Here is a 20,858-nt window from a genome sequence, read left to right on the forward strand (position 1 = left end):
GCCCATGGAACTGCTCAATGCCACGCGAATGGTGGCGGCCTACAACCAGGGTCTGGATGCCGATGGCCGCGAGTATCTGGTGGTCATCGTCAAGGGCACCTTCGACCTGCCAGTGGACGGCAGCGTGGCACGCCTGCTGGAAACCCAGCAGCCGCTGCTGATGAGTGACACCTTCGCTGGCGACCCCGGCCTGTCGGCCCCGCTGCGCGAGTTCGACTTCGCACCCTTCAAGCCGTACTGCGACGTGCTGGTAACTGGCAGCGCCCATGCACCGGGCGGACGCCCCGTCACCCAGCTCACCGTCGGCATCCGCGTCGGCCAGGTCAGCAAGGCGTTCAGCGTATACGGACCACGGCAGTGGCAGCCCGGCGCTCTCGGCACCACCGCCGGACTGGCGCAGCCCTTCGTGCGCCAGGACATTTCCTACGCCAGCGCCTTCGGCGGCAGCCATCCGGCACCGGGCAACCACGAGCATCTGCTGTGCAACCTGCGCAACCCGGCCGGTCAGGGCTGGTACCCGCGCAGCCTGAGCGGCGGCACCGTGGTCGGCATGCCGATGCCCAATACCGAAAAGCTCGGCCAGGCCGTGGATGCGCCCCATGGCGACTTCGACCCCATGGCCCTCGGCCCACTGGGCAAGCACTGGCAGGCCCGTGTCGGCTTTGCCGGCACCTACGATCAGGCCTGGCAGGACGAGCAGTTTCCTTTCCTGCCCAGGGATTTCGACGAACGCTATTTCCAGGCCGCCCCGGCCGATCAGCAGACGGACTACCTCAAGGGTGGCGAGGATGTCTTCCTGCTCGGCCTGATGCCCACCGAGCGTGCCGGCTTCCGCGTGCCCAGCGTGCGCATGCCGGTGACCTACTTCCTCAGCAAGGGCGGCCACGAAAGCGCGGAAGCGGTCATCGACACCCTGCTGGTCGACAGCGATGCCGGGCATGTGGAAATCACCTGGCGCACCCGCAGAGCGCTGAAGCGCAACCTGTTCGAGATCGCCCAGGTGCTGGTCGGCGAGAAGTCCCGGGCCTGGTGGCGCGCCCGCGAGCTGGGCAAGGACTACTATCCGTCGCTGGCCGCGCTGAGCCACAGCCGCTCGATACAGGACGATGCCCGATGAGTGCCCTCGGCATCCTCTCCTGCGGCATGGTCAGCGCCGTTGGCCTGAGCGCTCCGGCCAGTTGCGCGGCGATCCGCTGCGCCATCGACAATTTCCAGGAAACCCGCTTCATCGACGGGGGCGGCGAATGGCAGATCGCGGCCAGCGTGCCGCTGGAGGAGCCGTGGCGAGGACGAACCAAGCTGGTAAAGATGGCCGCTCGGGCCATCGCCGAAAGCCTGGCCGCCGTACCAGGCCTGGATTGCACCGATACGCCGTTGCTGCTCGGCGTCGCCGAACTGGATCGCCCGGGCCGCTGCGACGGCCTGGACAGCAGCCTGCTGCGTGACATCGAGCGCGAGCTGGGCGTGCAGTTCCACGCCGCGTCCACCCTGATCCCCCGCGGTCGGGTCAGCGCCGGGGTGGCGCTGCTCAATGCGCGCCGGCTGATCCACGAAGGCGGCCACCGGCATGTAGTGATCGCCGGGGTCGACTCGTTTCTCAACGCCGCCACCCTGTCCGCCCTCGAGCAGCGCCAACGGTTGCTCACCAGCCGCCATTGCGATGGTTTCGTCCCCGGCGAAGGCGCAGCGGCCGTGATCGTCGGTGCGCCGCTGCGCCAGGATGCCGAGCAGTTGATCTGCATCGGTCTGGGCTTTGGCGTCGAGAAGGCCACCGTGGAAGCCGACGATATGCCGCTGCGCGCGGACGGCCTGGTCCAGGCCACCCAGTCGGCGCTCAAGGACGGCAACTGCCGCATGGAGCAGATGGACTACCGCCTGACCGACAATTCAGGCGAGCAGTACTACTTCAAGGAAGCGGCCCTGGCACTGAGCCGCACACTGCGCGTGGTCAAGGAAGACTTCGACATCTGGCACCCCGCCGACTGCATCGGCGAGTGCGGCGCGGCCATAGGCCCGGCCATGCTGGCGGTGGCCCTGGCTACTTCGCGCAAGGGCTACGGCCCCGGCTCGAACATCGTCTATCAACTGGGCAACGACGCCGGCGAACGTGCCGTCGCGCTGCTCAGCTATCAACGGGTGGGAGTTGCCTGATGGCCAACGAGGTCTACGCCAACAACCGGGAAATTTCCTGCAAATCGGCCAGCGGCAAATCCATTGCGGCCTTCCCCGACGTCTGCTTCACCCCGCCGCAGACGCCGCCGATGCCCATGGGCATCCCGATCCCGTACCCGAATACCGGCCTGTCCAGCGACACCACCAAGGGCACCCGCACCATCCGCATCACCCGCAAGGAAGTGATGCTCAAGAACAAGAGCTACTACAAGACCAGCTACGGCGACGAACCCGGCTGCGCGCCGAAGAAAGGCATCCTGACGGGCAAGATCAAGGGCAAGGTGTACTTCACGTCCTGGTCGATGGACGTCAAGTTCGAAGGCAAGAACGTAGTGCGGCATATGGACCTGACGACCCATAACCATGGGTCGATGCCGGGGAACACGCCGCCGTGGCCATATCTGGATAAGAATGCGATGGGTGGCGGTGAAGGGCCGTGCAAGGAAGACGTCGCGAAGGAAAAGGACGCCTGCGCGGCATACATCCCGTATGGCGACCAAGATCCCTGCCCACCCACTACGGAACTGGCACGAGTCAAAAAATTACGATCACTGGCTGCAAAGGGATCCCCGGCCCGTGATCAGGCCAATGCCAAGGTCAAAAGTGCCTACGAGAAACTCGCGACCAAGAACCAGGCCAACAAGTGCCTGCAAGCTAGGCGCTGTAGGCTCGTCCCCTACAAACCCAAAGGTCGCGGCAAGAATCGCCAACCGGGCTGCTGCCCAGGCCAGACAGGCCACCACCTGATAGAAGCGTCGGCGTTCCTCGAACCGGGAACACGTAAAGAAGGTGGCTCACTGCGGGCGCAATTCGCCAACTCTAAATATGACCTGGACCAAGCCCCATGCGTATGCGCGGAAGGCCCTGATAATACGACGGCCACCCACGGTCTGATGCACACCTATCAAGGGGTGAGAGCCAAGAAGCTCGCGCCTGATGGCGTCTGGACCTTGCGCCAAGCCACTGAATGCGGAGCGGCATCAGTGAATATGGTTTTCCAGGGCGGTTGCAACGAAAAGTGCCTGCAGGCACAGCTCCATGCCTACCACGGCAACGCCGACGTGGGTGTCGGCCCTGCTACGAAAATACCTTCATCGCCGAGTGGGAAAACTGAAAGCACTGTCGCTGAAAAAGCATGGCAGCAATACGACAAAGGCAAACGAATACTAGAAAATCCAGGAGATATATCAAGATGATGTTCAAGGATGTCGGCTACCGCTACCGGAGCGGAGCTGTGCGTTACGGCGACCTTGCCTATGTATTGTGCATCGACCCTGATCTCAACGCCGACGGACTGCCGCACACTTCTTTTTATGCCTGGGATGGTGGCAAATGGGGTATGTATGAAATAGGTCGCTGGAATGCCCATTCGATCTGCATAACTCAAAACCCTAAAGACCAGGCCATCGCACTGGGCGAACATGGCAATGTTCGTGTGATGGGTAATAACGATGACTATGACGAGCAGATTACCTGTCCCGGCATAACGCTGAGCATCCTGCGCGAGATACGCAATATTGGCGGCTTCGCCTATGTCTGCGGCATGGATCGCCAGGTTTTCAAACGGGAAAACCCGGGCAGTTGGTTGGCGCTCCATGGCGATATGCCCAGCCAACCTGCCAAGGATATGGTTTTTGGCTTTGAGTCCATCCATGGTTTCAGTGAACAAGACCTGTACGCCGTCGGCTGGTATGGCGAAATCTGGCATTTCGATGGTGCTGCCTGGAAGAACTGCGCCAGTCCTACCAATATAAATCTCACTCGGGTGTTCTGTGCCGAAGACGGCTGGGTGTATGCCTGCGGTATGCACGGCATCCTCTTGAAAGGTAAGAACGACCAATGGGAAACCATTGAACATGAAGCGACCGATTCTGATTTCTGGGATCTCGAGTGGTTCGCCGGCAAGCTTTATGTCTCTACGCTCCATGCCTTGTACTGGCTGCGTGACGATCAACTTGAGCTGGTCGACTTTGGTGACTTGATCCCCAACAGCTGCCATAGCCTGAGTAGTGCAGATGGATTGCTCTGGTCCATCGGTGAGACCGATATCCTGGCCTACGACGGCACGACCTGGACGCGCATCGACTGATGATCGCCACCATCCTCGACCAGCACGCCGAAGAAGCTGGCTTTCTCGCCGGCCTGCGCCGCTATGCCGTCAGTGCCCCCCACTACGATCTGGAGCACCTGGGCGATCTGGATGGGCGTATCGAGGCGCATCTGGATGGCCTGCAGATCGCCGGGCTGAAGGGCCTTCACCGGGTGCTGGAACAACTCAATCCCCACGCCCAGGGCGAAGTGTTCGCAGCGGCGGCGCTGGCTCTGCAACTGAACAGCGATGCAGCGCTGAATGACCTGTACCGTCATCTCGAAGAAGCCCCCGGTGGCGAGCCATTCCTTACCGCGGTACTCGGCTGGCTGGACTGGCCGCAGGTGGCCGGCCGGGTAGAACGTGACCTCGCTGCAACCGATGCTCGGCAACGCCGCATTGCCCTGACAGCCTGTGGTCTGCACCGCCACGACCCTGGCCCGGCACTGCTGTCTGCGCTGGGCCATGCTGACCCGAGTGTGCTGGCCTGCGCCGCACGTACCGCAGGCCAACTGCGGCGTCTCGACCTGTTGCAGGCCCTGCGCAGCCACCGCCTGCATGGCGACGACGGCGTGCGTTTCTGGAGCAACTGGGCCAGCGCGCAGATGGGTGATCAGGAGGCCCTCGGCACCCTGCGTCTGTTCGCCGAGCGCCCCGGCGATCTACGCCAACCCGCACTCGAGGTGCTGCTCGCCTGGCAGCCGCGGGAAGTCAGCATCGTGTGGTTGCGCAGCCTGATGCAGAGCCCGGAGCACCGGCGCATGGTGATCCAGGCCCTCGGCCTGTTCGGCGATCCGCAGACCATCCCCTGGCTGATCCGGCAGATGCACGAGTTGCCCTTCGCCCGCGTTGCCGCGGAGGCCTTCACGCTAATCAGCGGCGCCGACCTGGCGGAACTCGACCTGGAATTGAGCGTCTATCCCGACTACGACAGCGGCCCCAATGACGATCCGGATGACCCCCATGTGGATATGGATCCGGATACCGACCTGCCCTGGCCCGACCCGCACAAGGTCGAGCAGTGGTGGCAATGCAACGGGCACGGCCTGCCTGCGGGCGTCGCTCACCTGACGGGGCAACCATTCAGCGAGCGGCAGTGCCTGGCCGTGCTGCGCAGTGGCCAGCAGCGCCAACGGATTGCGGCAGCCTGCCTGCTGGCAAGATACCAGCCGGCCAGCGCTGTGTTTCCAACGGATGCGCCGGCGCAGCGGCAGAAGCGACTGCTCGGTTACTGAAGCAGCAGGTAAATCGATGACACAAGGACAGTGCGAACATGCTCAAACAATTCCGGCAGTGCCCCCCGCTATACTCCGTGACCGAGTCCAGGGCCGATCGCATCGATCGTGCCCGATCAGGTCGGTAGTCGGCATGAGCAGTCGCCCGATGACCACCCGCTGGATGCACCAGAAGCTTCGCTGCCTGCATCGCCGGGCACTCAACGCAAGGAGAATGGTATCGATGACCGCTGCAATCGGCACCAGCCCCTCCACGAATCACCTTCACCCGGCGAGGGCATGACCTTGAATCGCAAATCACTCTCCTGCTGCGCACTGCTGCTTATCGGACTACTCACACAGGGTTACGCCATGGCTTTCTCCAAGACGCTCTATCTGTTTTCCGAAATCGAGGGCACCGTGCTGCTCGGCGGCCAACCTGTCGAAGGTGTCGAGGTCGAGCAGGAATATCACTGGCACTGGAAGAACGAGCATCGCAAGAACAGCGTGAAGTCCGATGCCAATGGCCGCTTCCATTTTCCCGCGGTGACCGGCAAGTCGCTGACCGCGGGCCTCATGCCCCACGAACCGGTCATTGGCCAGCGCATCACGTTGCGCTACCAGGGCAAGGAGCACAAGGGCTGGGTGTTCACCAAGCACAACTACGACGATCAGGGCGAAGTGAAGGGCCGGCCGCTGACGTTCACCTGCGAGTTGAACAGCGAGCCCGTCGCTCATCCTGAAACAGAAACCTTCGGCATCTGCGTTCTTCGATAACGCCTCCCCCTCTCACCAGACCAGAAGGATTCGGCTGTGAACCCACTGAGCCCCAAACAATCCGCCCAGATCGCTACCCACGTCTATACCGTCAAGGATGCCGTCATGTCGTCCATGGGCGGCGTGGAAGACGAAGCGGCCCGTCTCGGCTTGAGCAACTCCTTTGACTTCTCCAACCTGCAAATGGCCAGCGGCACCAGCGGAGCGGTTTTCCGCACCCGCACGGGCTTCGCCTATGCGGTTCACGGCGTAGGTGGACGACAAGGAGAGATGCTGCTGGCATTTCGTGGCACCGATAGCATCGCCGATGCCCTGACCGATGCGAACGCGGGCTTGCAGCGTGGCCCAAGCACCTGGCCCGTGCACGCAGGCTTCAACGAAACGTTCAAGTCGCTGCGCGATGACCTCGATGCATTCATGCGCGGGCGCAACCCCAGTACCGTGCATTGTGTTGGCCACAGCCTGGGCGGCGCGTTGGCCACCCTGGCGGCGGATCACCTCAGCGAGTTGGGCGTGGCCGGTATCAAGCTCTACACCTTCGGCTCGCCACGTGCCGGAGTCGGCGGCTTTGCCCGCCACCTGAGCGGCAAGCTCGGCGCCACCAATATCCATCGCGTTTACCACAGCGCCGATCCGGTGAGCATGGTGCCGATCTTCCCGTTCAGCCATGTGCCGGTCAGTGGCAACGTGTGCATGATCCCCTGGAAGGGCGCGCAGATCAGCCCCAATGCACACCGTATGACCCAGTACCTGCCCGCTATCGGCGATGCCACCTGGACGGGGCTGTATCGCAACCCCGAGCCGCCGCTCGACCGGGAAATCGACATCTGGCTGGAGAGCGCCAGCTATGGCCCGACCCTGTACTCCGCAACGACCTTGTGGATGATTTCCAGGGCCATGCAGTACCTGCTCAAGAAGGCTGCCAATATGGTGATCGGCAGCGCGATCACCGTGAGCATGACCGTGCTGGATCAGATCGCCGGGGTTCTGGTGCAGGGCGCACAGCTTTGCAAGGACATCAGCGATTCGATCCGTGCCCTGATCGTGAAAATCTTCAAGTTCCTGGGTCGCGCAGTGCCGGCCACCATCGACGTGACCACGTTTTTCCTGCGCTGGGTGCTCGACCTGCTGGCCAGGGCGGTCATCGACATGGCGCGCCAAGCCATGCAGCTGGTGGTTCGCTCATGAGTCAGTAGAGGAGACAGCGGCGCCCCACCGGGCGCCGCCTCTCACAGGTCGCTTTCCTCGACCATCCGCGCGCTGCTGGCGTCCAGCGCATAGGCAGCGTCGGCCAGGTCATTGCTGACCGGCTCGATCTTCAGCGTGCCGTTGACCCAGAGGGGTTCGTAGATATCGTCCAGGGCGATGCCCTTGGGGTAACGCACCAGTACCAGCTGGTTGGGCGGCGGTGGTGGGACGTGGATACAGGCACCGGGATAGGGCACCAGGAAGAACAGCGTGCTACGTCCGGCGTTGTCTGTTTCCAGTGGCACCGGGTAGCCGCCGAGACGAATCTTCTTGCCGTTCATGGCCCGCACTGTCTTGGCCGAATACATGACGGCGGGCAGGCCCTTTTGCTGCTGCTTGAGACCGCCCCTGCTGTCGAAGCTGCCAGCCGCTTCCGGGCTGTCGTGGGTGATCTCCGGCATCTGCTCCAGCGCACGCTGATCCTCTTCGGGCATCAGCTCCAGCCAGTCGGTTTCGGGGAGTTCGGCGCGGGCGAGGCCGCTCGACAACAACAGGATCAACAGCAGGTAACGCATCGACGGGACTCACGGTGGTAATGGCCAACAGGGAGCAGCCGGGCGTCGATGCGTCAGGCTACCGGTTCAACGCTTCTTGGTGATCAAGCCATAGATCACCAGCAGGATGATCGCACCAACCACCGCGCCGATGAAACCAGCGCCTTCGCCTGCCCGGTAGATACCCAGTGCCTGGCCACCGTAGGTGGCGGCGATGGAGCCACCGATACCCAGCAGGATGGTCATGATCCAGCCCATGCTGTCATCGCCTGGCTTGAGGAAACGGGCGATCAACCCGACGATCAGGCCGATTAAAATAGTGCCGATAATACCCATGACGCCCTCCAGAATAGAAAAAAGGCGCCGCACGAATGCGGCGCCTTTCATCTGACGAGCGCAGCGCTGGAGAGGTTCAACCTCCCGCGCCAGACGCCTAGCCTGCTGTGATCAGTGCCTGTACGTCGGCGATACGGTTATCGAGGGTAGCCCGATCCGCACAGCGCAATGTGGCATGGCCAACCTTGCGCCCGGCCTTGAAGGCCTTGCCGTAGTGATGCAGGTGACAATCGTCGATGGCGACCACCTTGTGCACAGCCGGTACGCTGCCGATGAAGTTGAGCATGGCGCTCTCGCCGACCTTGGCGGTCGAGCCCAGCGGCAGGCCGGCGACGGCGCGCAGGTGGTTCTCGAACTGGCTGCACTCGGCACCTTCGATGGTCCAGTGCCCGGAGTTGTGCACCCGCGGCGCGATCTCGTTGGCCTTGAGGCCGCCGTCGACCTCGAAGAACTCGAAGGCCATGACGCCCACGTAGTCGAGCTGCTTGAGCACGCGGCCGACATAATCCTCGGCCAGCCCCTGCAACGGGTGCCCGGTGCTGGCCACGGACAGGCTGAGAATGCCGCTGTCGTGGGTGTTGTGCACCAGCGGGTAGAAGCGCGTTTCGCCATCACGGCCGCGCACGGCGACCAGCGATACTTCACCAGTGAACGGCACGAAGCCTTCGAGGATGCACGGCACGCTGCCCAGCTCGGCGAAGGCGCCGGCGACGTCTTCAGGCTTGCGCAAGACCTTCTGGCCCTTGCCGTCGTAACCCAGGGTGCGGGTCTTCATCACCGCTGGCAGGCCAATGCTGGCCGCCGCCGCATCGAGATCGGCCTGGGAATGGATGTCGGCGAATTCCGGCGTGGGAATGCCCAGATCACGGAACATCGACTTCTCGAACCAGCGATCACGGGCGATGCGCAGCGACTCGGCACCCGGGTAGACCGGTACGAACTGGGACAGGAAAGCGACGGTTTCCGCCGGTACGCTTTCGAACTCGAAGGTCACCAGATCGACTTCATCGGCCAGTTGGCGTAAATGATCCTGATCGCCGTAATCGGCACGGATATGTTCGCCCAGCGCTTGTGCGCAGGCGTCCGGCGCCGGGTCGAGAAACGCGAAGTCCATGCCCAGCGGTGTGCCCGCCAGGGCCAGCATGCGGCCGAGCTGGCCGCCCCCGATCACGCCGATCTTCATTACTGCGCCCTCGGGTCCGGGTTGTCCAGTACGCTCGTGGTCTGCTCGTCGCGGAACTGCTTGAGCGCCACGTGGAACTGCGGGTGCCGATGGCCGAGGATGCTGGCCGCCAGCAGTGCGGCATTGACGGCACCAGCCTTGCCGATGGCCAGGGTAGCGACCGGCACGCCCGCCGGCATCTGCACGATGGACAGCAGCGAGTCGACACCGGAGAGCATGGACGACTGCACCGGCACCCCGAGCACCGGCAGATGAGTCTTGGCGGCGCACATGCCAGGCAGGTGAGCCGCACCGCCGGCCCCAGCGATGATCACCTGGATACCGCGACCGTCGGCTTGCTCGGCGTACTGGAACAGCAGATCCGGGGTGCGGTGGGCAGAAACCACCTTCACTTCGTTGGGAATGCCTAATTTATCCAGCATCTCGACGGTATGGCTCAAGGTGCTCCAGTCAGACTTGGAACCCATGATCACGCCAACCAGTGCGCTCATCGTCGTGCCTCTCTCATGTCTGGCGCTCGGCGCCGTGGCGAATCGTCGGGCGCGTGGCGCCTCAGCAGAAACCAACAAGCCACGCCCATGAGCGTGGCTTGCGGAAACCAGAAATTATACCGCAGTCGCAGACGGAATCCTCCTCGAATCGACCGACCGTGCACAACCGCGCCCCTCGCGCCACACAGGCGTCAAGGGCACTGCCGCTGCGCGCTCGCGCGACTCTCCGGCCGACGGCCCTCACGGGCGAAACCCCCAGCCGGCGGGCAGCGGGCCGGAAATGTCCGCCTACAAACAATTGCCCCAGAACAATGCAGATCCAGCCCGATGGGCCACACTGTCTTCTTCCCATCGGAATACGAGAGGATCGTGACATGCAAAAGACCATGAAAGCAGCTGTCGTGCATACCTTTGGCGAACCCCTGCGGCTCGAGGAAGTGAAGGTGCCACTGCCAGGTCCGGGGCAAATACTGGTGAAGATAGAAGCCGCCGGTGTCTGCCACACCGACCTGCACGCTGCGGACGGCGATTGGCCGGTCAAGCCCAGCCTGCCATTCATCCCTGGTCACGAGGGCGTCGGCCATGTCGCCGCCGTGGGCAGTGGCGTGACCCGGGTGCGCGAGGGTGACCGTGTCGGCGTCCCCTGGCTGTACACCGCCTGCGGCTGTTGCGAACACTGCCTGACGGGCTGGGAGACGCTCTGCGCCAGCCAGCAGAACACCGGCTACTCGGTGAACGGCAGCTACGCCGAATATGTGCTGGCCGATCCCAACTATGTCGGCATCCTGCCGAAGAACGTCGGATTCGCCGAGATCGCCCCGATTCTCTGCGCCGGCGTCACCGTCTACAAGGGCCTTAAGGTGACCGGAGCGCGCCCCGGCCAGTGGGTGGCCATTTCAGGTATTGGCGGCCTCGGCCACGTTGCCGTGCAGTACGCGCGAGCCATGGGCCTGCATGTGGCCGCCATCGACGTGGATGACGCCAAGCTGGAGCTGGCGAAGAAACTCGGCGCCAGCCTGACCATCAACGCACGCGAGGAGAGCCCGGCCGAGGTCATCCAGCGCGACATCGGCGGCGCCCATGGCGTGCTGGTCACCGCGGTGTCGAACAGTGCCTTTGGCCAGGCCATCGGCATGGCGCGTCGCGGCGGTACCGTCGCCCTGATGGGGCTGCCGCCGGGCGATTTCCCGACGCCGATCTTCGATGTGGTGCTCAAGGCCATCAGCATCACCGGCTCCATCGTCGGTACCCGCGCCGATCTGCAGGAGGCGCTGGACTTCGCGGGCGAAGGGCTGGTCAAGGCCACCATCCACAGCGATACCCTGGACAACGTCAACGGCATACTGCAACAGATGCGTGCCGGCCAGATCGAAGGGCGGGTGGTGATGCAGTTCTGAATGCGTCGCCTACCGACAGCGGGGGAACGCACTCGCATCGCCCGCTGTCGGATCTGTCTACCTCAAACATCAACAAGGACTCTGCCATGACACGGCTGTCACTCCTGCTCACCTGCGCCTTCCTGACTACCCACGCCAGCGCCCTGGAGCTGGCCAAATATCCCAAGGCCTTCACCAGTGGCGAGGGCTTCAGTGTCGTCGTCGCACCCAGCAACGATGAAAAGCAGGCACTGGTTCAGGTTCGCGGCATCAATCATCCACTGGATGAAGTGGTGCTGCTGACCGATGTCAAACAACGCGGCGAGCGGGAAAACGACTACACCACGACCCTCGACGGCAGAGACTATGTACTGGTCGGCCAGCGGCAGTCCTGGGGCGGCGAATCCTACCAGGTGTACCTGCCGACCGACCGCGAGCCGCGCTACCTCAGCCTCGACGAGGCAGCCAGCAAGGCTGTCAGACCTGCCGAGTTGCTGGCGCTCTACGAGAAACAGAAGAAGGACGGCGTGCAGGAAAAGCTCGCCCGCTTCGATCGCGAGAAACGCGAGGAGTATCACGTCGAGCAGTTGAAAGAGATGGACGAGCGGGCCTCAGCCAGCTGCGGCAGCCCGGTGAAAACCACAGTGGACTTGAAAAGCCTCGACGAGCAACTGCTCAAGGAGCTGAGCATCTCCAGCTATTGCGGCGAGGTGGTCAACCAGATGGACAACCTGTGCAGCAGTTCGCCGGCGTTCAAGAAGCAGGCGGCCAAATTCACCACCGTGCAGTGCAGCTTCGGTACTGACATGAAGATCCGCGAGCAGGGCGACCGCATCCTTTTCAGCACCGAGCGCGAGGCGACCAACCAGGGCGACTTCGTCAAGGCGTTCCTGCGCAACCTCTGAACGGATCACCCAATGGCGACGGACGGGTCGCCAGGGCTTTTCGTTCGGTTTCCCGAACGAAAAGCCCTCGAGAAACCGAACAACCGAACCCCTGGCTATCCCAGAAACCTCCTCTAGACTCCAAATATCCATACTTTTCAATTGCTTGGGTATGAGATAAGCGTCCTCCGGCGGCTGGCACACATCCTGCTCTGCATCCCATCAGGAATGCGATAGCTCTTCCACACAGAAGTGCGTGCCACGCTGTACGGCTTCGATAACAACAACACCGAGGAACCGATCCATGCGTATTGTCCCCCGCGTACTGGCTGTGGCCATCACCGCCGCACTGATGTCCACCCCGACCCTGGCCGCCGAGCTCACCGGCACCCTGAAGAAGATCAAGGAGTCGGGCACCGTCACCCTGGGTCACCGCGACTCGTCCATCCCCTTCTCGTACTTCGGCGACACCTCCAAGCAGCCGGTTGGCTACTCCCATGACCTGCAGCTCAAGGTCGTCGAAGAGCTGAAAAAGGAACTGGAGCTGCCTGACCTGAAGGTGCGCTACAACCTGGTGACCTCCCAGACCCGTATCCCGCTGGTACAGAACGGCACCGTGGATCTGGAGTGCGGCTCCACCACCAACAACGTCGAGCGTCAGCGTCAGGTCGATTTCTCCGTCGGCATCTTCGAGGTCGGCACCCGCCTGCTGACCAAGAAAAGCAGCGGCGTCAACGATTTCGATGACCTCAAGGGCAAGAACGTGGTGACCACCGCCGGCACCACCTCCGAGCGCCTGCTCAAGTCCATGAACGCCGAGAAGAAGATGGGCATGAACGTGATTTCCGCCAAGGATCACGGCGAGTCCTTCCTGATGCTCGAATCCAACCGCGCCGTGGCCTTCATGATGGATGACGCCCTGCTCGCCGGCGAAATGGCCAAGGCCAAGAAGCCGGATGACTGGCACGTGGTCGGCACCCCGCAGTCCTTCGAGATCTATGGCTGCATGGTTCGCAAAGGCGACGAAGGCTTCAAGCAGGTGGTCGACAAGGCCATCAGTGCGACCTTCGCGTCGGGCGAGATCAACGACATCTACAACAAGTGGTTCCAGCAGCCGGTACCGCCGAAAGGCCTGAACCTGAATTTCCCCATGAGCGACGAGCTGAAGAAGCTGATCGCCAAACCCACCGACAAATCTGTAGAGCAGATCTGACGGTGTAATGCCGCGCCTCCTTCACGAGAGGGGGCGTAGCGGGGACTCGGAGAGGCCGCTGGCCTCTCCTCCAATTTCCAGACCAAGCCGACGCTCATCCGCCAACGCGGATGCGGGCGACTGTTGCCTGGCGACGGCTTCGTCGCATTACTCCACCTGAGGGGAAACCCGCATGAACTACAACTGGGACTGGGGCATATTCTTCAAGTCCACCGGCATTGGCAGCGAGATCTACCTGGACTGGTTCATCACCGGGCTAGGCTGGACCATCGCCATCGCCCTGGTCGGCTGGCTGATCGCCTTGTCGCTCGGCTCGCTGCTCGGGGTGATGCGCACGGTGCCGAACCGGCTGATTTCCGGGATCGCCACGGCGTACGTGGAAGTGTTCCGCAACGTGCCGCTGCTGGTGCAGCTGTTCCTCTGGTACTTCCTGGTGCCCGACCTGCTGCCCGAACCCCTGGAGCTGTGGTTCAAGCAGGATCTCAATCCTGCTACTTCGGCCTATCTGTCGGTTGTGGTTTGTCTCGGCCTGTTCACCGCAGCCCGCGTCTGCGAGCAGGTGCGTACCGGCATCCAGGCACTGCCGGCCGGCCAGACCGCCGCCGCCTACGCCATGGGTTTCCGCCTGCCGCAGATCTACAGCAACGTGCTGCTACCCCAGGCCTATCGGATCATCATTCCGCCATTGACCAGCGAATTCCTGAACATTTTCAAGAACTCCTCGGTGGCCTCGCTGATCGGCCTCATGGAGCTGCTCGCGCAGACCAAACAGACGGCCGAGTTCAGCGCCAACCTGTTCGAAGCCTTCACCCTGGCGACACTGATCTACTTCACCCTGAACATGAGCCTGATGATGATCATGCGTGTGGTCGAACGTAAGGTCGCCGTGCCGGGCCTGATTTCCGTGGGAGGCAAATGATGGACTTCAGTCAGATCATCCCTGCCCTGCCGGGCCTCTGGGAGGGCATGGCCATGACCCTCGAGCTGATGGTCATGGGCGTCATCGGTGGTGTGGTGCTCGGCACCCTGCTGGCCCTGATGCGCCTGTCCAGCAACGTGTTCCTGGCGAAGCTGGCGGCCAGCTACGTCAACTATTTCCGCTCGATCCCGCTGCTGCTGGTAATCACCTGGTTCTACTTCGCGGTGCCGTTCGTGCTGCGCTGGATCACCGGCGAAGACACACCGATAGGTGCGTTCGCCTCCTGCCTGGTGGCCTTCATCATGTTCGAGGCGGCGTACTTCTGCGAGATCGTCCGCGCGGGCATCCAGGCCATTCCCAAGGGCCAGATGGGCGCCGCCCAGGCACTGGGCATGACCTACGGGCAGACCATGCGCCTGATCATCCTGCCCCAGGCATTCCGCAAGATGACCCCGCTGCTGCTGCAACAGAGCATCATCCTGTTCCAGGACACCTCGCTGGTCTATACCGTCGGCCTGATGGACTTCCTCAATGCCGCCCGTTCACGCGGCGACATCCTCGGTCAGCCTCACGAGTTCCTGATCTTCGCCGGCCTGGTCTACTTCACCATCAGCTTCGCTGCCTCGCAGCTGGTCAAGCTCCTGCAAAAAAGGTTAGCCGTATGATTTCCATCAAGAACGTCAACAAGTGGTATGGGGACTTCCAGGTGCTGACCGACTGCACCACGGACGTCAAAAAGGGTGAAGTGGTGGTGGTCTGCGGCCCGTCCGGCTCGGGCAAATCCACCCTGATCAAATGCGTCAACGCGCTGGAGCCCTTCCAGAAGGGCGACATCGTTGTCGATGGCACCTCCATCGCCGACAAGAAGACCAACCTGCCCAAGCTGCGTTCGCGGGTCGGCATGGTGTTCCAGCACTTCGAGCTGTTCCCGCACCTGACCATCACCGAAAACCTGACCATCGCGCAGATCAAGGTGCTGGGTCGCAGCAAGGAAGAAGCCACCAAGAAGGGCCTGCAGTTGCTCGAGCGCGTAGGCCTTTCGGAACATGCCCACAAGCATCCCGGCCAGCTTTCCGGCGGCCAGCAGCAACGGGTCGCCATCGCCCGCGCCCTGGCCATGGATCCGATCGTCATGCTGTTCGACGAACCGACCTCGGCCCTCGACCCGGAAATGGTCAACGAAGTGCTCGACGTGATGGTGCAGCTGGCCCACGAAGGCATGACCATGATGTGCGTGACCCACGAAATGGGCTTCGCCCGCAAGGTCGCTGACCGGGTGATCTTCATGGACGCCGGCCAGATCGTCGAAGACTGCCCCAAGGAAGCGTTCTTCGGTGACGTAAGCGCGCGCTCCGAGCGTGCCCAGCAATTCCTCGCCAAGATCCTGCAGCACTGAAAAGTAGAAGGGGCCGGGCCGCGCAGGCTGAACCCGCGCGGCCCGGCCCATACTACCCAGCCCAGGAGGACTGTGATGCAATGCGCTTCCGCCAGTCTTCGTGTGGTGCCGCCCGCCTTGTCCGCCAAACCACGCTACGTCCGCCACCTGCTGCTGACCCTGTTGATGCTGATTCTGGTCGCCGTATGCGGCTACGCCGGCTATTACCTCAGCGAAAAGGCCGGCATCCGCAACCTGATCGAAAGCGGTGAGCGCCAGCTCGAGCTCAACGCCCGGGCGGTGGAAAGCGAGATCAACACGTACACCTACCTGCCCAGCCTGCTGGAGCTCGAATCCAATGTCAGCCGCCTGCTGCTGACGCCCACCGCCTACCGCCGCCAGCGCGTCAACGATTACCTCGAAGGCCTCAACCGGCGCAGCGGCAGCCTGGCCATCTACGTGATGGACACCGACGGCCGCGTGCTCGCCACCAGCAACTGGCGCCAGCACGACAGCTACCTGGGCGAGGACCTGTCCTTCCGTGCCTATTTCCAGGATGCCCTGCTCGGCGAGCAGGGACGTTTCTACGGTATCGGCAGCACCACGGGCGAGCCTGGCTACTACCTGTCACACGGCCTCCGGGCCAATGGCCGGATCATCGGCGTGGCGGTGGTCAAGGTACGCCTAGACCCGCTGGAGCAGCGCTGGCAGCGAGCGCGCCTGGAAGCCTACGTCAGCGATGAGAACGGCATCATCATCCTCTCCAGCGATCCGGCTCGCCGCCTCAAGGCAGTGCGTGCGCTGAACGCCGATACCAAGGAACGGCTGGCGCGCAGCCTGCAGTATCACTGGTCGTCACTCGACGAACTGATCCCCCTGGCCCGCACACCGGTGGACACCGATGCCGAGCAGGTCAGCTTCGCCGCCACCGGCGGGCAGGAGCGCAGCGGGGCGATCAACTACCTGTCGCAAAGCCGCCAACTAGAGGACACGCCCTGGCATCTGACGCTGCTCAGTCCATTACAGGATCTGCGCCGCGAAGCGGTCAGCCACGGCATGCTGGCCGCCGCTGCCTTCGCCCTGCTGGCCTTTCTGCTGATCGCCTGGAACGAACGCCGCAAGGTAATCGCCACCCGGCTTGCCGCCCGAGAGGCGCTGCAGCTGGCCAACAGCGAACTGGAGCGCAAGATCACCGAGCGCACCGCCGACCTGCGTGCCAGCAACGACCGCCTCAAGGCGCAGATCCGCGAACGTCGACAGGCCGAAGAGACCCTGCGCCTGGCCCAGGACGAGTTGGTGCAGGCCGGCAAGCTGGCGGTGATCGGGCAGATGTCCACCAGCATCGCCCACGAGCTCAACCAGCCACTGGCCGCGCTGCGCACCTTGTCCGGCAATACCGTACGCTTCCTGTCCCGGGGCTCGTACGACGTGGCCACCACCAACCTGCAGACCATCAACGAACTGGTCGACCGCATGGGCAAGATCACCGGCAGCCTGCGGGCCTTCGCACGACGTTCCAACGACGGCGGCGAAGCCAGCCTGAGCAAGGCCGTGGAAGCGGCGTTGCAGGTGGTGCAGCCACGCCTGGAGCGCACCCCGCTAAACATTCACCACCAGTTCGACGAGGCGCACCTGGCGATCAACCAGACCCGCCTGGAACAGATTCTCGTCAACCTGATCGCCAACGCCGCCGACGCCATGAGCGTCCAGGCGGATCGCCACCTGTGGCTGCTGGGCAGCGCCGATGGTGACCGCTATCGCCTGCGCGTGCTGGACAACGGCCCCGGCATCGCCCCCGCCGATCGCACCCATCTGTTCGAACCCTTCTTCACCACAAAACCCGGCGAACAGGGCCTGGGCCTTGGCCTGACGCTATCGGCCAGCCTCGCGGCTGCGGCAGGCGGCAGCCTCAGCGCCGATCATCCGCCCCAGGGCGGTACCGCTTTCGAACTCAACCTGCCTCAGGTTGCCACTGTCATGGAGAGACCCGATGAATGACGACCTCAGCGTGCTGATCGTCGAAGACGATCCCCACGTGCTGCTCGGCTGCCAGCAGGCCCTGGCCCTGGAAGATATCGCCAGCGAGGGCGTCGGCAGCGCCGAACAGGCCCTGCAACGCATCGATGGGGATTTCGCCGGCATCGTCATCAGCGATATCCGCCTGCCCGGCATGGATGGCCTGAAGCTGCTGGACGAACTCAAGCGCCGCGACCCGACACTGCCGGTGGTCTTGATCACCGGCCACGGCGATATCGGCATGGCCGTGGGCGCGATGCGCGACGGCGCCTACGACTTCATGGAAAAGCCCTTCTCACCCGAGCGCCTGGTCGATGTCGCCCGCCGCGCCCTGGAACAACGCAGCCTGGCCCGCGAGGTGTCGGCGCTGCGCCGCCAGCTCGCGGGCAAGCAGGCACTGGAACACCGCCTGATCGGCCGTTCGCCGGCCATGCAGCAATTGCGCGAGCTGATCGCCAACGTCGCCGACACCTCGGCCAACGTGCTCATCGAAGGGGAAACCGGTACCGGCAAGGAACTGGTCGCCCGCTGCCTGCACGACTTCAGTCGTCGTCAGAGCAAGGCCTTCGTCGCCCTCAACTGCGGCGGCCTGCCGGAGAACCTGTTCGAGAGCGAAATCTTCGGCCACGAGGCCCACGCCTTCACTGGCGCTGGCAAACGGCGCATCGGCAAGATCGAACACGCCAACGGCGGCAGCCTGTTTCTCGACGAGATCGAAAGCATGCCGCTCAATCTGCAGATCAAGCTGCTGCGCGTGCTGCAGGAACACAGCCTGGAGCGCCTGGGCTCCAACCAGCCGATTGCCGTCGATTGTCGGGTGATCGCCGCCACCAAGGCCGATCTCGACCAGGCCGGCAAGAGCGGGCAGTTTCGCAGCGATCTCTATTACCGCCTCAACGTGGTGACCCTGGAATTGCCACCACTGCGCGAGCGTCGCGAGGACATTCCCCTGCTGTTCGAGCACTTCCTGCAACTCTCCGCACTGCGCTTCGACCGCGCCGCGCCGGAGCTGGATCGCCAAACCCTTGCCAGCCTCATGGCCCACGACTGGCCCGGCAACGTGCGCGAACTGCGCAACGTCGCCGAACGCTTCGCCCTCGGCTTGCCCGCCTTCAAGAAAAGCGGCCACGGCGAGGGTACCGCCGCTACCTTCGCCGAAGCCGTCGAAGCCTTCGAACGCAACCTGCTCGGCGACGCCCTCGACCAGCACGCCGGCAACCTCAGCCAGGCCGCCCAGGCCCTGGGCATGGCCAAGACCACGCTGTTCGACAAGGTGAAGAAATACGGGCTGGCTTGACCCTGGCTATCGCTCCATCGCCATGTGGGTACCGGGCGGCTTTGCAAAACTGGGCGGCGATCGGACGGGACAACGATCTGGGTGGGTGTGGGCGGTACAGGTTGGCGCCCACGCGCCATTTGTCCAGTTGCCAGGGCAGGTGATAGGGGGGGCTGAGGGTTCAGCTCCGTGCGCGAGTTGTCCCAACAGCCCAACGCCACGGACTGCAAGCCACCACCCGCCAGCAACGGAACCAGTGCTTGGTTGGCGCTCGGCTGCCCCGTACGGCCGGGCTGCTCTTGCCGGCCTGGTCGAACACGATGTTCAATCCGCTGTCTCGGCTCAAGCGAGTCAGGTCGGCGGCCAACGAGCCAGCAGGCAGGCTGTAGGTCTTCATCGCGCTGGGCCGCTCCGCGCCCTGGACAGCAGGCACAAGGGACAGGCCCAGGCTGAACGGGCGCTCGCAGCGGCCATGGCCTGGAACCCCGTCAGCACGCCCGCGCCAGCACCGCCTTCAGCAGGACATTGGCACCCGCGCTCAGGTGTTCTGGGGTGGCATATTCGATCTCGTTGTGGCTGATGCCGTTTTCGCAGGGCACGAAGATCATCGCGGCGCGGGTGACCCGGGCCAGGTAGACGGCATCGTGACCGGCGCCGCTGACCACGTCCATGTGCGGCAGCCCGAGGTCCTCGGCTGCTGCGCGGACCAGGCCGACACACTCGGCGTCGAAATGGCAGGGCGGGAAGTACACCACTTGCTCGACGCTGATACCGAGCTGCGGGTCGGCGGTTTCCAGCTCGGCACAGGCGGCGCGCAGCTGCCGATCGAGGAGCGAGAGCACGGCGTCGTCCAGCGCGCGGAGGTCGACCGAGAACTTGACGCTACCGGCAATGGTGTTGCGCGAGTTCGGCGATACCTGCATGAAGCCGACGGTCGAGCGGGCATGGGGGGCGTGATCCAGTGCCAGCTGGTTGATCCGGGTGATCAGCCGCGAGGCGGCCAGCAGGGCGTCGTGACGCTGCGCCATGGGCGTGGGGCCGGCATGGGCCTCCATGCCGTTGACGGTCACGTCGTACCAGCGCTGGCCGAGTGCGCCGGGAACGATGCCGATCGGCACGTCGTGGGCCTCCAGCACCGGCCCCTGTTCGATATGCACTTCGAAGTAAGCGTCGAAGGGGCCGCCAGGAACCTCCCCGGGTCGGCACGGGCCGGCATAGCCGATACGGGCCAGCTCCTCGCCGACGCGCAGGCCATCGACATCCTGGTTCGGCAGGACGTCCTCCAGCGAGAACGCCCCGCAGAAGACCCCCGAGCCCATCATGACCGGGACGAAGCGCGAACCTTCCTCGTTGGTCCAGGCCACCACCTCGAGCGGGGCGGCGGTGCTGATTTGCGCATCGTTCAGCGTCCGCAGGACTTCCAGACCGGCCAGTACGCCGTAGTTGCCGTCGAACTTGCCTCCGGTAGGTTGGGTGTCGATATGGCTGCCCATGGCGATCGCCCGGCGAGTCGGGTCGGTGCCCTCGCGGCGGGCGAAGACGTTGCCGATGGCATCGACCCGCACGCTCAGGCCGGCCTCGCGGCACCAGCTCACGAACAGGTCACGGCCCTGCCGATCAAGGTCGCTGAGCGCCAGGCGGCAGACACCCCCTTTGGGCGTCGCCCCGATCTCGGCCAATTGCATGAGCGATTGCCACAGGCGGTCGGGGGAAAGGGTCAGGGTCACGGGCATCTCCAGGCAGTGGGACTCGAGTCGGCCGAGAGGCCGGGCAATGGCGGACGGCGGTGGGCACT

Annotated in this window: 20 protein-coding genes; 15 read left to right on the forward strand and 5 right to left on the reverse strand. The window is 63.6% G+C overall.

Annotated features, from left to right (window positions below; genetic code table 11):
* The first annotated feature begins 4 nt into the window (after positions 1-4).
* The 7 genes from BLR94_RS05290 (at position 5) to BLR94_RS05320 (ending at position 7,440) form a co-directional block, all read left to right on the forward strand.
* Complete coding sequence (locus BLR94_RS05290) at positions 5-1,117, forward strand: DUF2169 family type VI secretion system accessory protein (RefSeq protein ID WP_084303723.1); 1,113 nt, start codon at positions 5-7, stop codon at positions 1,115-1,117.
* Positions 1,114-2,151, forward strand: a complete 1,038-nt coding sequence (locus BLR94_RS05295; RefSeq protein WP_084303724.1) for a 3-oxoacyl-ACP synthase — start codon at positions 1,114-1,116, stop codon at positions 2,149-2,151. The genes BLR94_RS05290 and BLR94_RS05295 overlap by 4 nt, the downstream gene beginning before the upstream one ends.
* Entirely contained in the window at positions 2,151-3,368 is a 1,218-nt protein-coding gene (locus tag BLR94_RS05300; RefSeq protein WP_084303725.1) for a PAAR-like domain-containing protein, read from the forward strand. Before BLR94_RS05295 ends, BLR94_RS05300 begins: the two co-directional genes overlap by 1 nt.
* Complete coding sequence (locus BLR94_RS05305; RefSeq protein WP_084303726.1) at positions 3,365-4,261, forward strand: hypothetical protein; 897 nt, start codon at positions 3,365-3,367, stop codon at positions 4,259-4,261. Before BLR94_RS05300 ends, BLR94_RS05305 begins: the two co-directional genes overlap by 4 nt.
* Positions 4,258-5,496: a TIGR02270 family protein gene (locus tag BLR94_RS05310; RefSeq protein WP_244158096.1), complete on the forward strand. Its 1,239-nt coding sequence runs from the start codon at positions 4,258-4,260 to the stop codon at positions 5,494-5,496. Before BLR94_RS05305 ends, BLR94_RS05310 begins: the two co-directional genes overlap by 4 nt.
* A 108-nt stretch (positions 5,497-5,604) precedes the next feature.
* Positions 5,605-6,252: a DUF4198 domain-containing protein gene (locus BLR94_RS05315; protein ID WP_244158086.1), complete on the forward strand. Its 648-nt coding sequence runs from the start codon at positions 5,605-5,607 to the stop codon at positions 6,250-6,252.
* A 36-nt stretch (positions 6,253-6,288) separates the two neighbouring features.
* Positions 6,289-7,440 carry a lipase family protein gene (locus tag BLR94_RS05320; RefSeq protein ID WP_084303728.1) on the forward strand — a complete coding sequence of 384 codons (1,152 nt, stop codon included), beginning with the start codon at positions 6,289-6,291 and terminating at the stop codon, positions 7,438-7,440.
* A 41-nt stretch (positions 7,441-7,481) separates the two neighbouring features.
* Here the strand turns inward: BLR94_RS05320 and BLR94_RS05325 are convergent, their stop codons facing one another.
* From BLR94_RS05325 to purE, 4 genes are all read right to left on the reverse strand, one after another.
* Positions 7,482-8,015, reverse strand: a complete 534-nt coding sequence (locus BLR94_RS05325) for a DUF3299 domain-containing protein (RefSeq protein WP_084303729.1) — start codon at positions 8,013-8,015, stop codon at positions 7,482-7,484.
* A 66-nt stretch (positions 8,016-8,081) separates the two neighbouring features.
* The gene (locus BLR94_RS05330; RefSeq protein WP_084303730.1) at positions 8,082-8,330 is read right to left on the reverse strand and encodes a GlsB/YeaQ/YmgE family stress response membrane protein; all 249 of its coding nucleotides are present in this window, start codon (positions 8,328-8,330) and stop codon (positions 8,082-8,084) included.
* A 97-nt stretch (positions 8,331-8,427) separates the two neighbouring features.
* Entirely contained in the window at positions 8,428-9,513 is a 1,086-nt protein-coding gene (locus BLR94_RS05335; protein WP_084303731.1) for a 5-(carboxyamino)imidazole ribonucleotide synthase, read from the reverse strand.
* Complete coding sequence (gene purE, locus BLR94_RS05340; RefSeq protein ID WP_084303732.1) at positions 9,513-10,004, reverse strand: 5-(carboxyamino)imidazole ribonucleotide mutase; 492 nt, start codon at positions 10,002-10,004, stop codon at positions 9,513-9,515. The genes BLR94_RS05335 and purE overlap by 1 nt, the downstream gene beginning before the upstream one ends.
* A 374-nt stretch (positions 10,005-10,378) precedes the next feature.
* On the opposite strand from purE, the gene adhP reads away from it, so the two are divergent.
* The 8 genes from adhP to aauR all read left to right on the forward strand — a co-directional run bounded on the left by adhP (position 10,379) and on the right by aauR (position 19,084).
* Positions 10,379-11,401 carry an alcohol dehydrogenase AdhP gene (gene adhP / locus BLR94_RS05345; protein WP_084303733.1) on the forward strand — a complete coding sequence of 341 codons (1,023 nt, stop codon included), beginning with the start codon at positions 10,379-10,381 and terminating at the stop codon, positions 11,399-11,401.
* A gap of 86 nt (positions 11,402-11,487) precedes the next feature.
* The gene (locus tag BLR94_RS05350) at positions 11,488-12,285 is read left to right on the forward strand and encodes a hypothetical protein (protein ID WP_084303734.1); all 798 of its coding nucleotides are present in this window, start codon (positions 11,488-11,490) and stop codon (positions 12,283-12,285) included.
* Positions 12,286-12,568: 283 nt separating this feature from the next.
* Entirely contained in the window at positions 12,569-13,477 is a 909-nt protein-coding gene (locus BLR94_RS05355) for a glutamate/aspartate ABC transporter substrate-binding protein (RefSeq protein ID WP_084303735.1), read from the forward strand.
* Between the two features lie 172 nt (positions 13,478-13,649).
* Positions 13,650-14,396 (forward strand): amino acid ABC transporter permease, encoded by a 747-nt coding sequence (locus tag BLR94_RS05360; protein WP_042553386.1) that lies wholly within the window; start codon positions 13,650-13,652, stop codon positions 14,394-14,396.
* Positions 14,393-15,061, forward strand: coding sequence for an amino acid ABC transporter permease (locus BLR94_RS05365; protein ID WP_175154210.1), 669 nt, complete (start codon positions 14,393-14,395; stop codon positions 15,059-15,061). Before BLR94_RS05360 ends, BLR94_RS05365 begins: the two co-directional genes overlap by 4 nt.
* Positions 15,058-15,792 carry an amino acid ABC transporter ATP-binding protein gene (locus tag BLR94_RS05370; RefSeq protein WP_084303737.1) on the forward strand — a complete coding sequence of 245 codons (735 nt, stop codon included), beginning with the start codon at positions 15,058-15,060 and terminating at the stop codon, positions 15,790-15,792. The genes BLR94_RS05365 and BLR94_RS05370 overlap by 4 nt, the downstream gene beginning before the upstream one ends.
* A gap of 75 nt (positions 15,793-15,867) precedes the next feature.
* On the forward strand, positions 15,868-17,769 hold the full coding sequence (locus BLR94_RS05375; protein ID WP_084303738.1) for a sensor histidine kinase: 1,902 nt from the start codon (positions 15,868-15,870) through the stop codon (positions 17,767-17,769).
* Positions 17,762-19,084, forward strand: coding sequence for a two-component response regulator AauR (gene aauR, locus BLR94_RS05380; protein WP_084303739.1), 1,323 nt, complete (start codon positions 17,762-17,764; stop codon positions 19,082-19,084). Before BLR94_RS05375 ends, aauR begins: the two co-directional genes overlap by 8 nt.
* A 467-nt stretch (positions 19,085-19,551) precedes the next feature.
* Here aauR and BLR94_RS05385 read toward each other — a convergent pair whose 3' ends face one another.
* Positions 19,552-20,790, reverse strand: coding sequence for a Zn-dependent hydrolase (locus tag BLR94_RS05385; protein WP_279615841.1), 1,239 nt, complete (start codon positions 20,788-20,790; stop codon positions 19,552-19,554).
* Positions 20,791-20,858 lie beyond the last annotated feature (68 nt).

The organism is Phytopseudomonas flavescens (genome assembly GCF_900100535.1).
GTDB classification, from domain to species: Bacteria; Pseudomonadota; Gammaproteobacteria; order Pseudomonadales; family Pseudomonadaceae; genus Aquipseudomonas; species Aquipseudomonas flavescens.

Coding starts and splice junctions, on each gene's coding strand:
- BLR94_RS05290 (WP_084303723.1), top strand. CDS start 5: ATGGAACTGCTCAATGCCACGCGAATGGTGGCGGCCTACAACCAGGGT.
- BLR94_RS05295 (WP_084303724.1), top strand. CDS start 1,114: ATGAGTGCCCTCGGCATCCTCTCCTGCGGCATGGTCAGCGCCGTTGGC.
- BLR94_RS05300 (WP_084303725.1), top strand. CDS start 2,151: ATGGCCAACGAGGTCTACGCCAACAACCGGGAAATTTCCTGCAAATCG.
- BLR94_RS05305 (WP_084303726.1), top strand. CDS start 3,365: ATGATGTTCAAGGATGTCGGCTACCGCTACCGGAGCGGAGCTGTGCGT.
- BLR94_RS05325 (WP_084303729.1), bottom strand. CDS start 8,015: ATGCGTTACCTGCTGTTGATCCTGTTGTTGTCGAGCGGCCTCGCCCGC.
- BLR94_RS05330 (WP_084303730.1), bottom strand. CDS start 8,330: ATGGGTATTATCGGCACTATTTTAATCGGCCTGATCGTCGGGTTGATC.
- BLR94_RS05335 (WP_084303731.1), bottom strand. CDS start 9,513: ATGAAGATCGGCGTGATCGGGGGCGGCCAGCTCGGCCGCATGCTGGCC.
- purE (WP_084303732.1), bottom strand. CDS start 10,004: ATGAGCGCACTGGTTGGCGTGATCATGGGTTCCAAGTCTGACTGGAGC.
- adhP (WP_084303733.1), top strand. CDS start 10,379: ATGCAAAAGACCATGAAAGCAGCTGTCGTGCATACCTTTGGCGAACCC.
- BLR94_RS05350 (WP_084303734.1), top strand. CDS start 11,488: ATGACACGGCTGTCACTCCTGCTCACCTGCGCCTTCCTGACTACCCAC.
- BLR94_RS05355 (WP_084303735.1), top strand. CDS start 12,569: ATGCGTATTGTCCCCCGCGTACTGGCTGTGGCCATCACCGCCGCACTG.
- BLR94_RS05360 (WP_042553386.1), top strand. CDS start 13,650: ATGAACTACAACTGGGACTGGGGCATATTCTTCAAGTCCACCGGCATT.
- BLR94_RS05365 (WP_175154210.1), top strand. CDS start 14,393: ATGATGGACTTCAGTCAGATCATCCCTGCCCTGCCGGGCCTCTGGGAG.
- BLR94_RS05370 (WP_084303737.1), top strand. CDS start 15,058: ATGATTTCCATCAAGAACGTCAACAAGTGGTATGGGGACTTCCAGGTG.
- BLR94_RS05375 (WP_084303738.1), top strand. CDS start 15,868: ATGCAATGCGCTTCCGCCAGTCTTCGTGTGGTGCCGCCCGCCTTGTCC.
- aauR (WP_084303739.1), top strand. CDS start 17,762: ATGAATGACGACCTCAGCGTGCTGATCGTCGAAGACGATCCCCACGTG.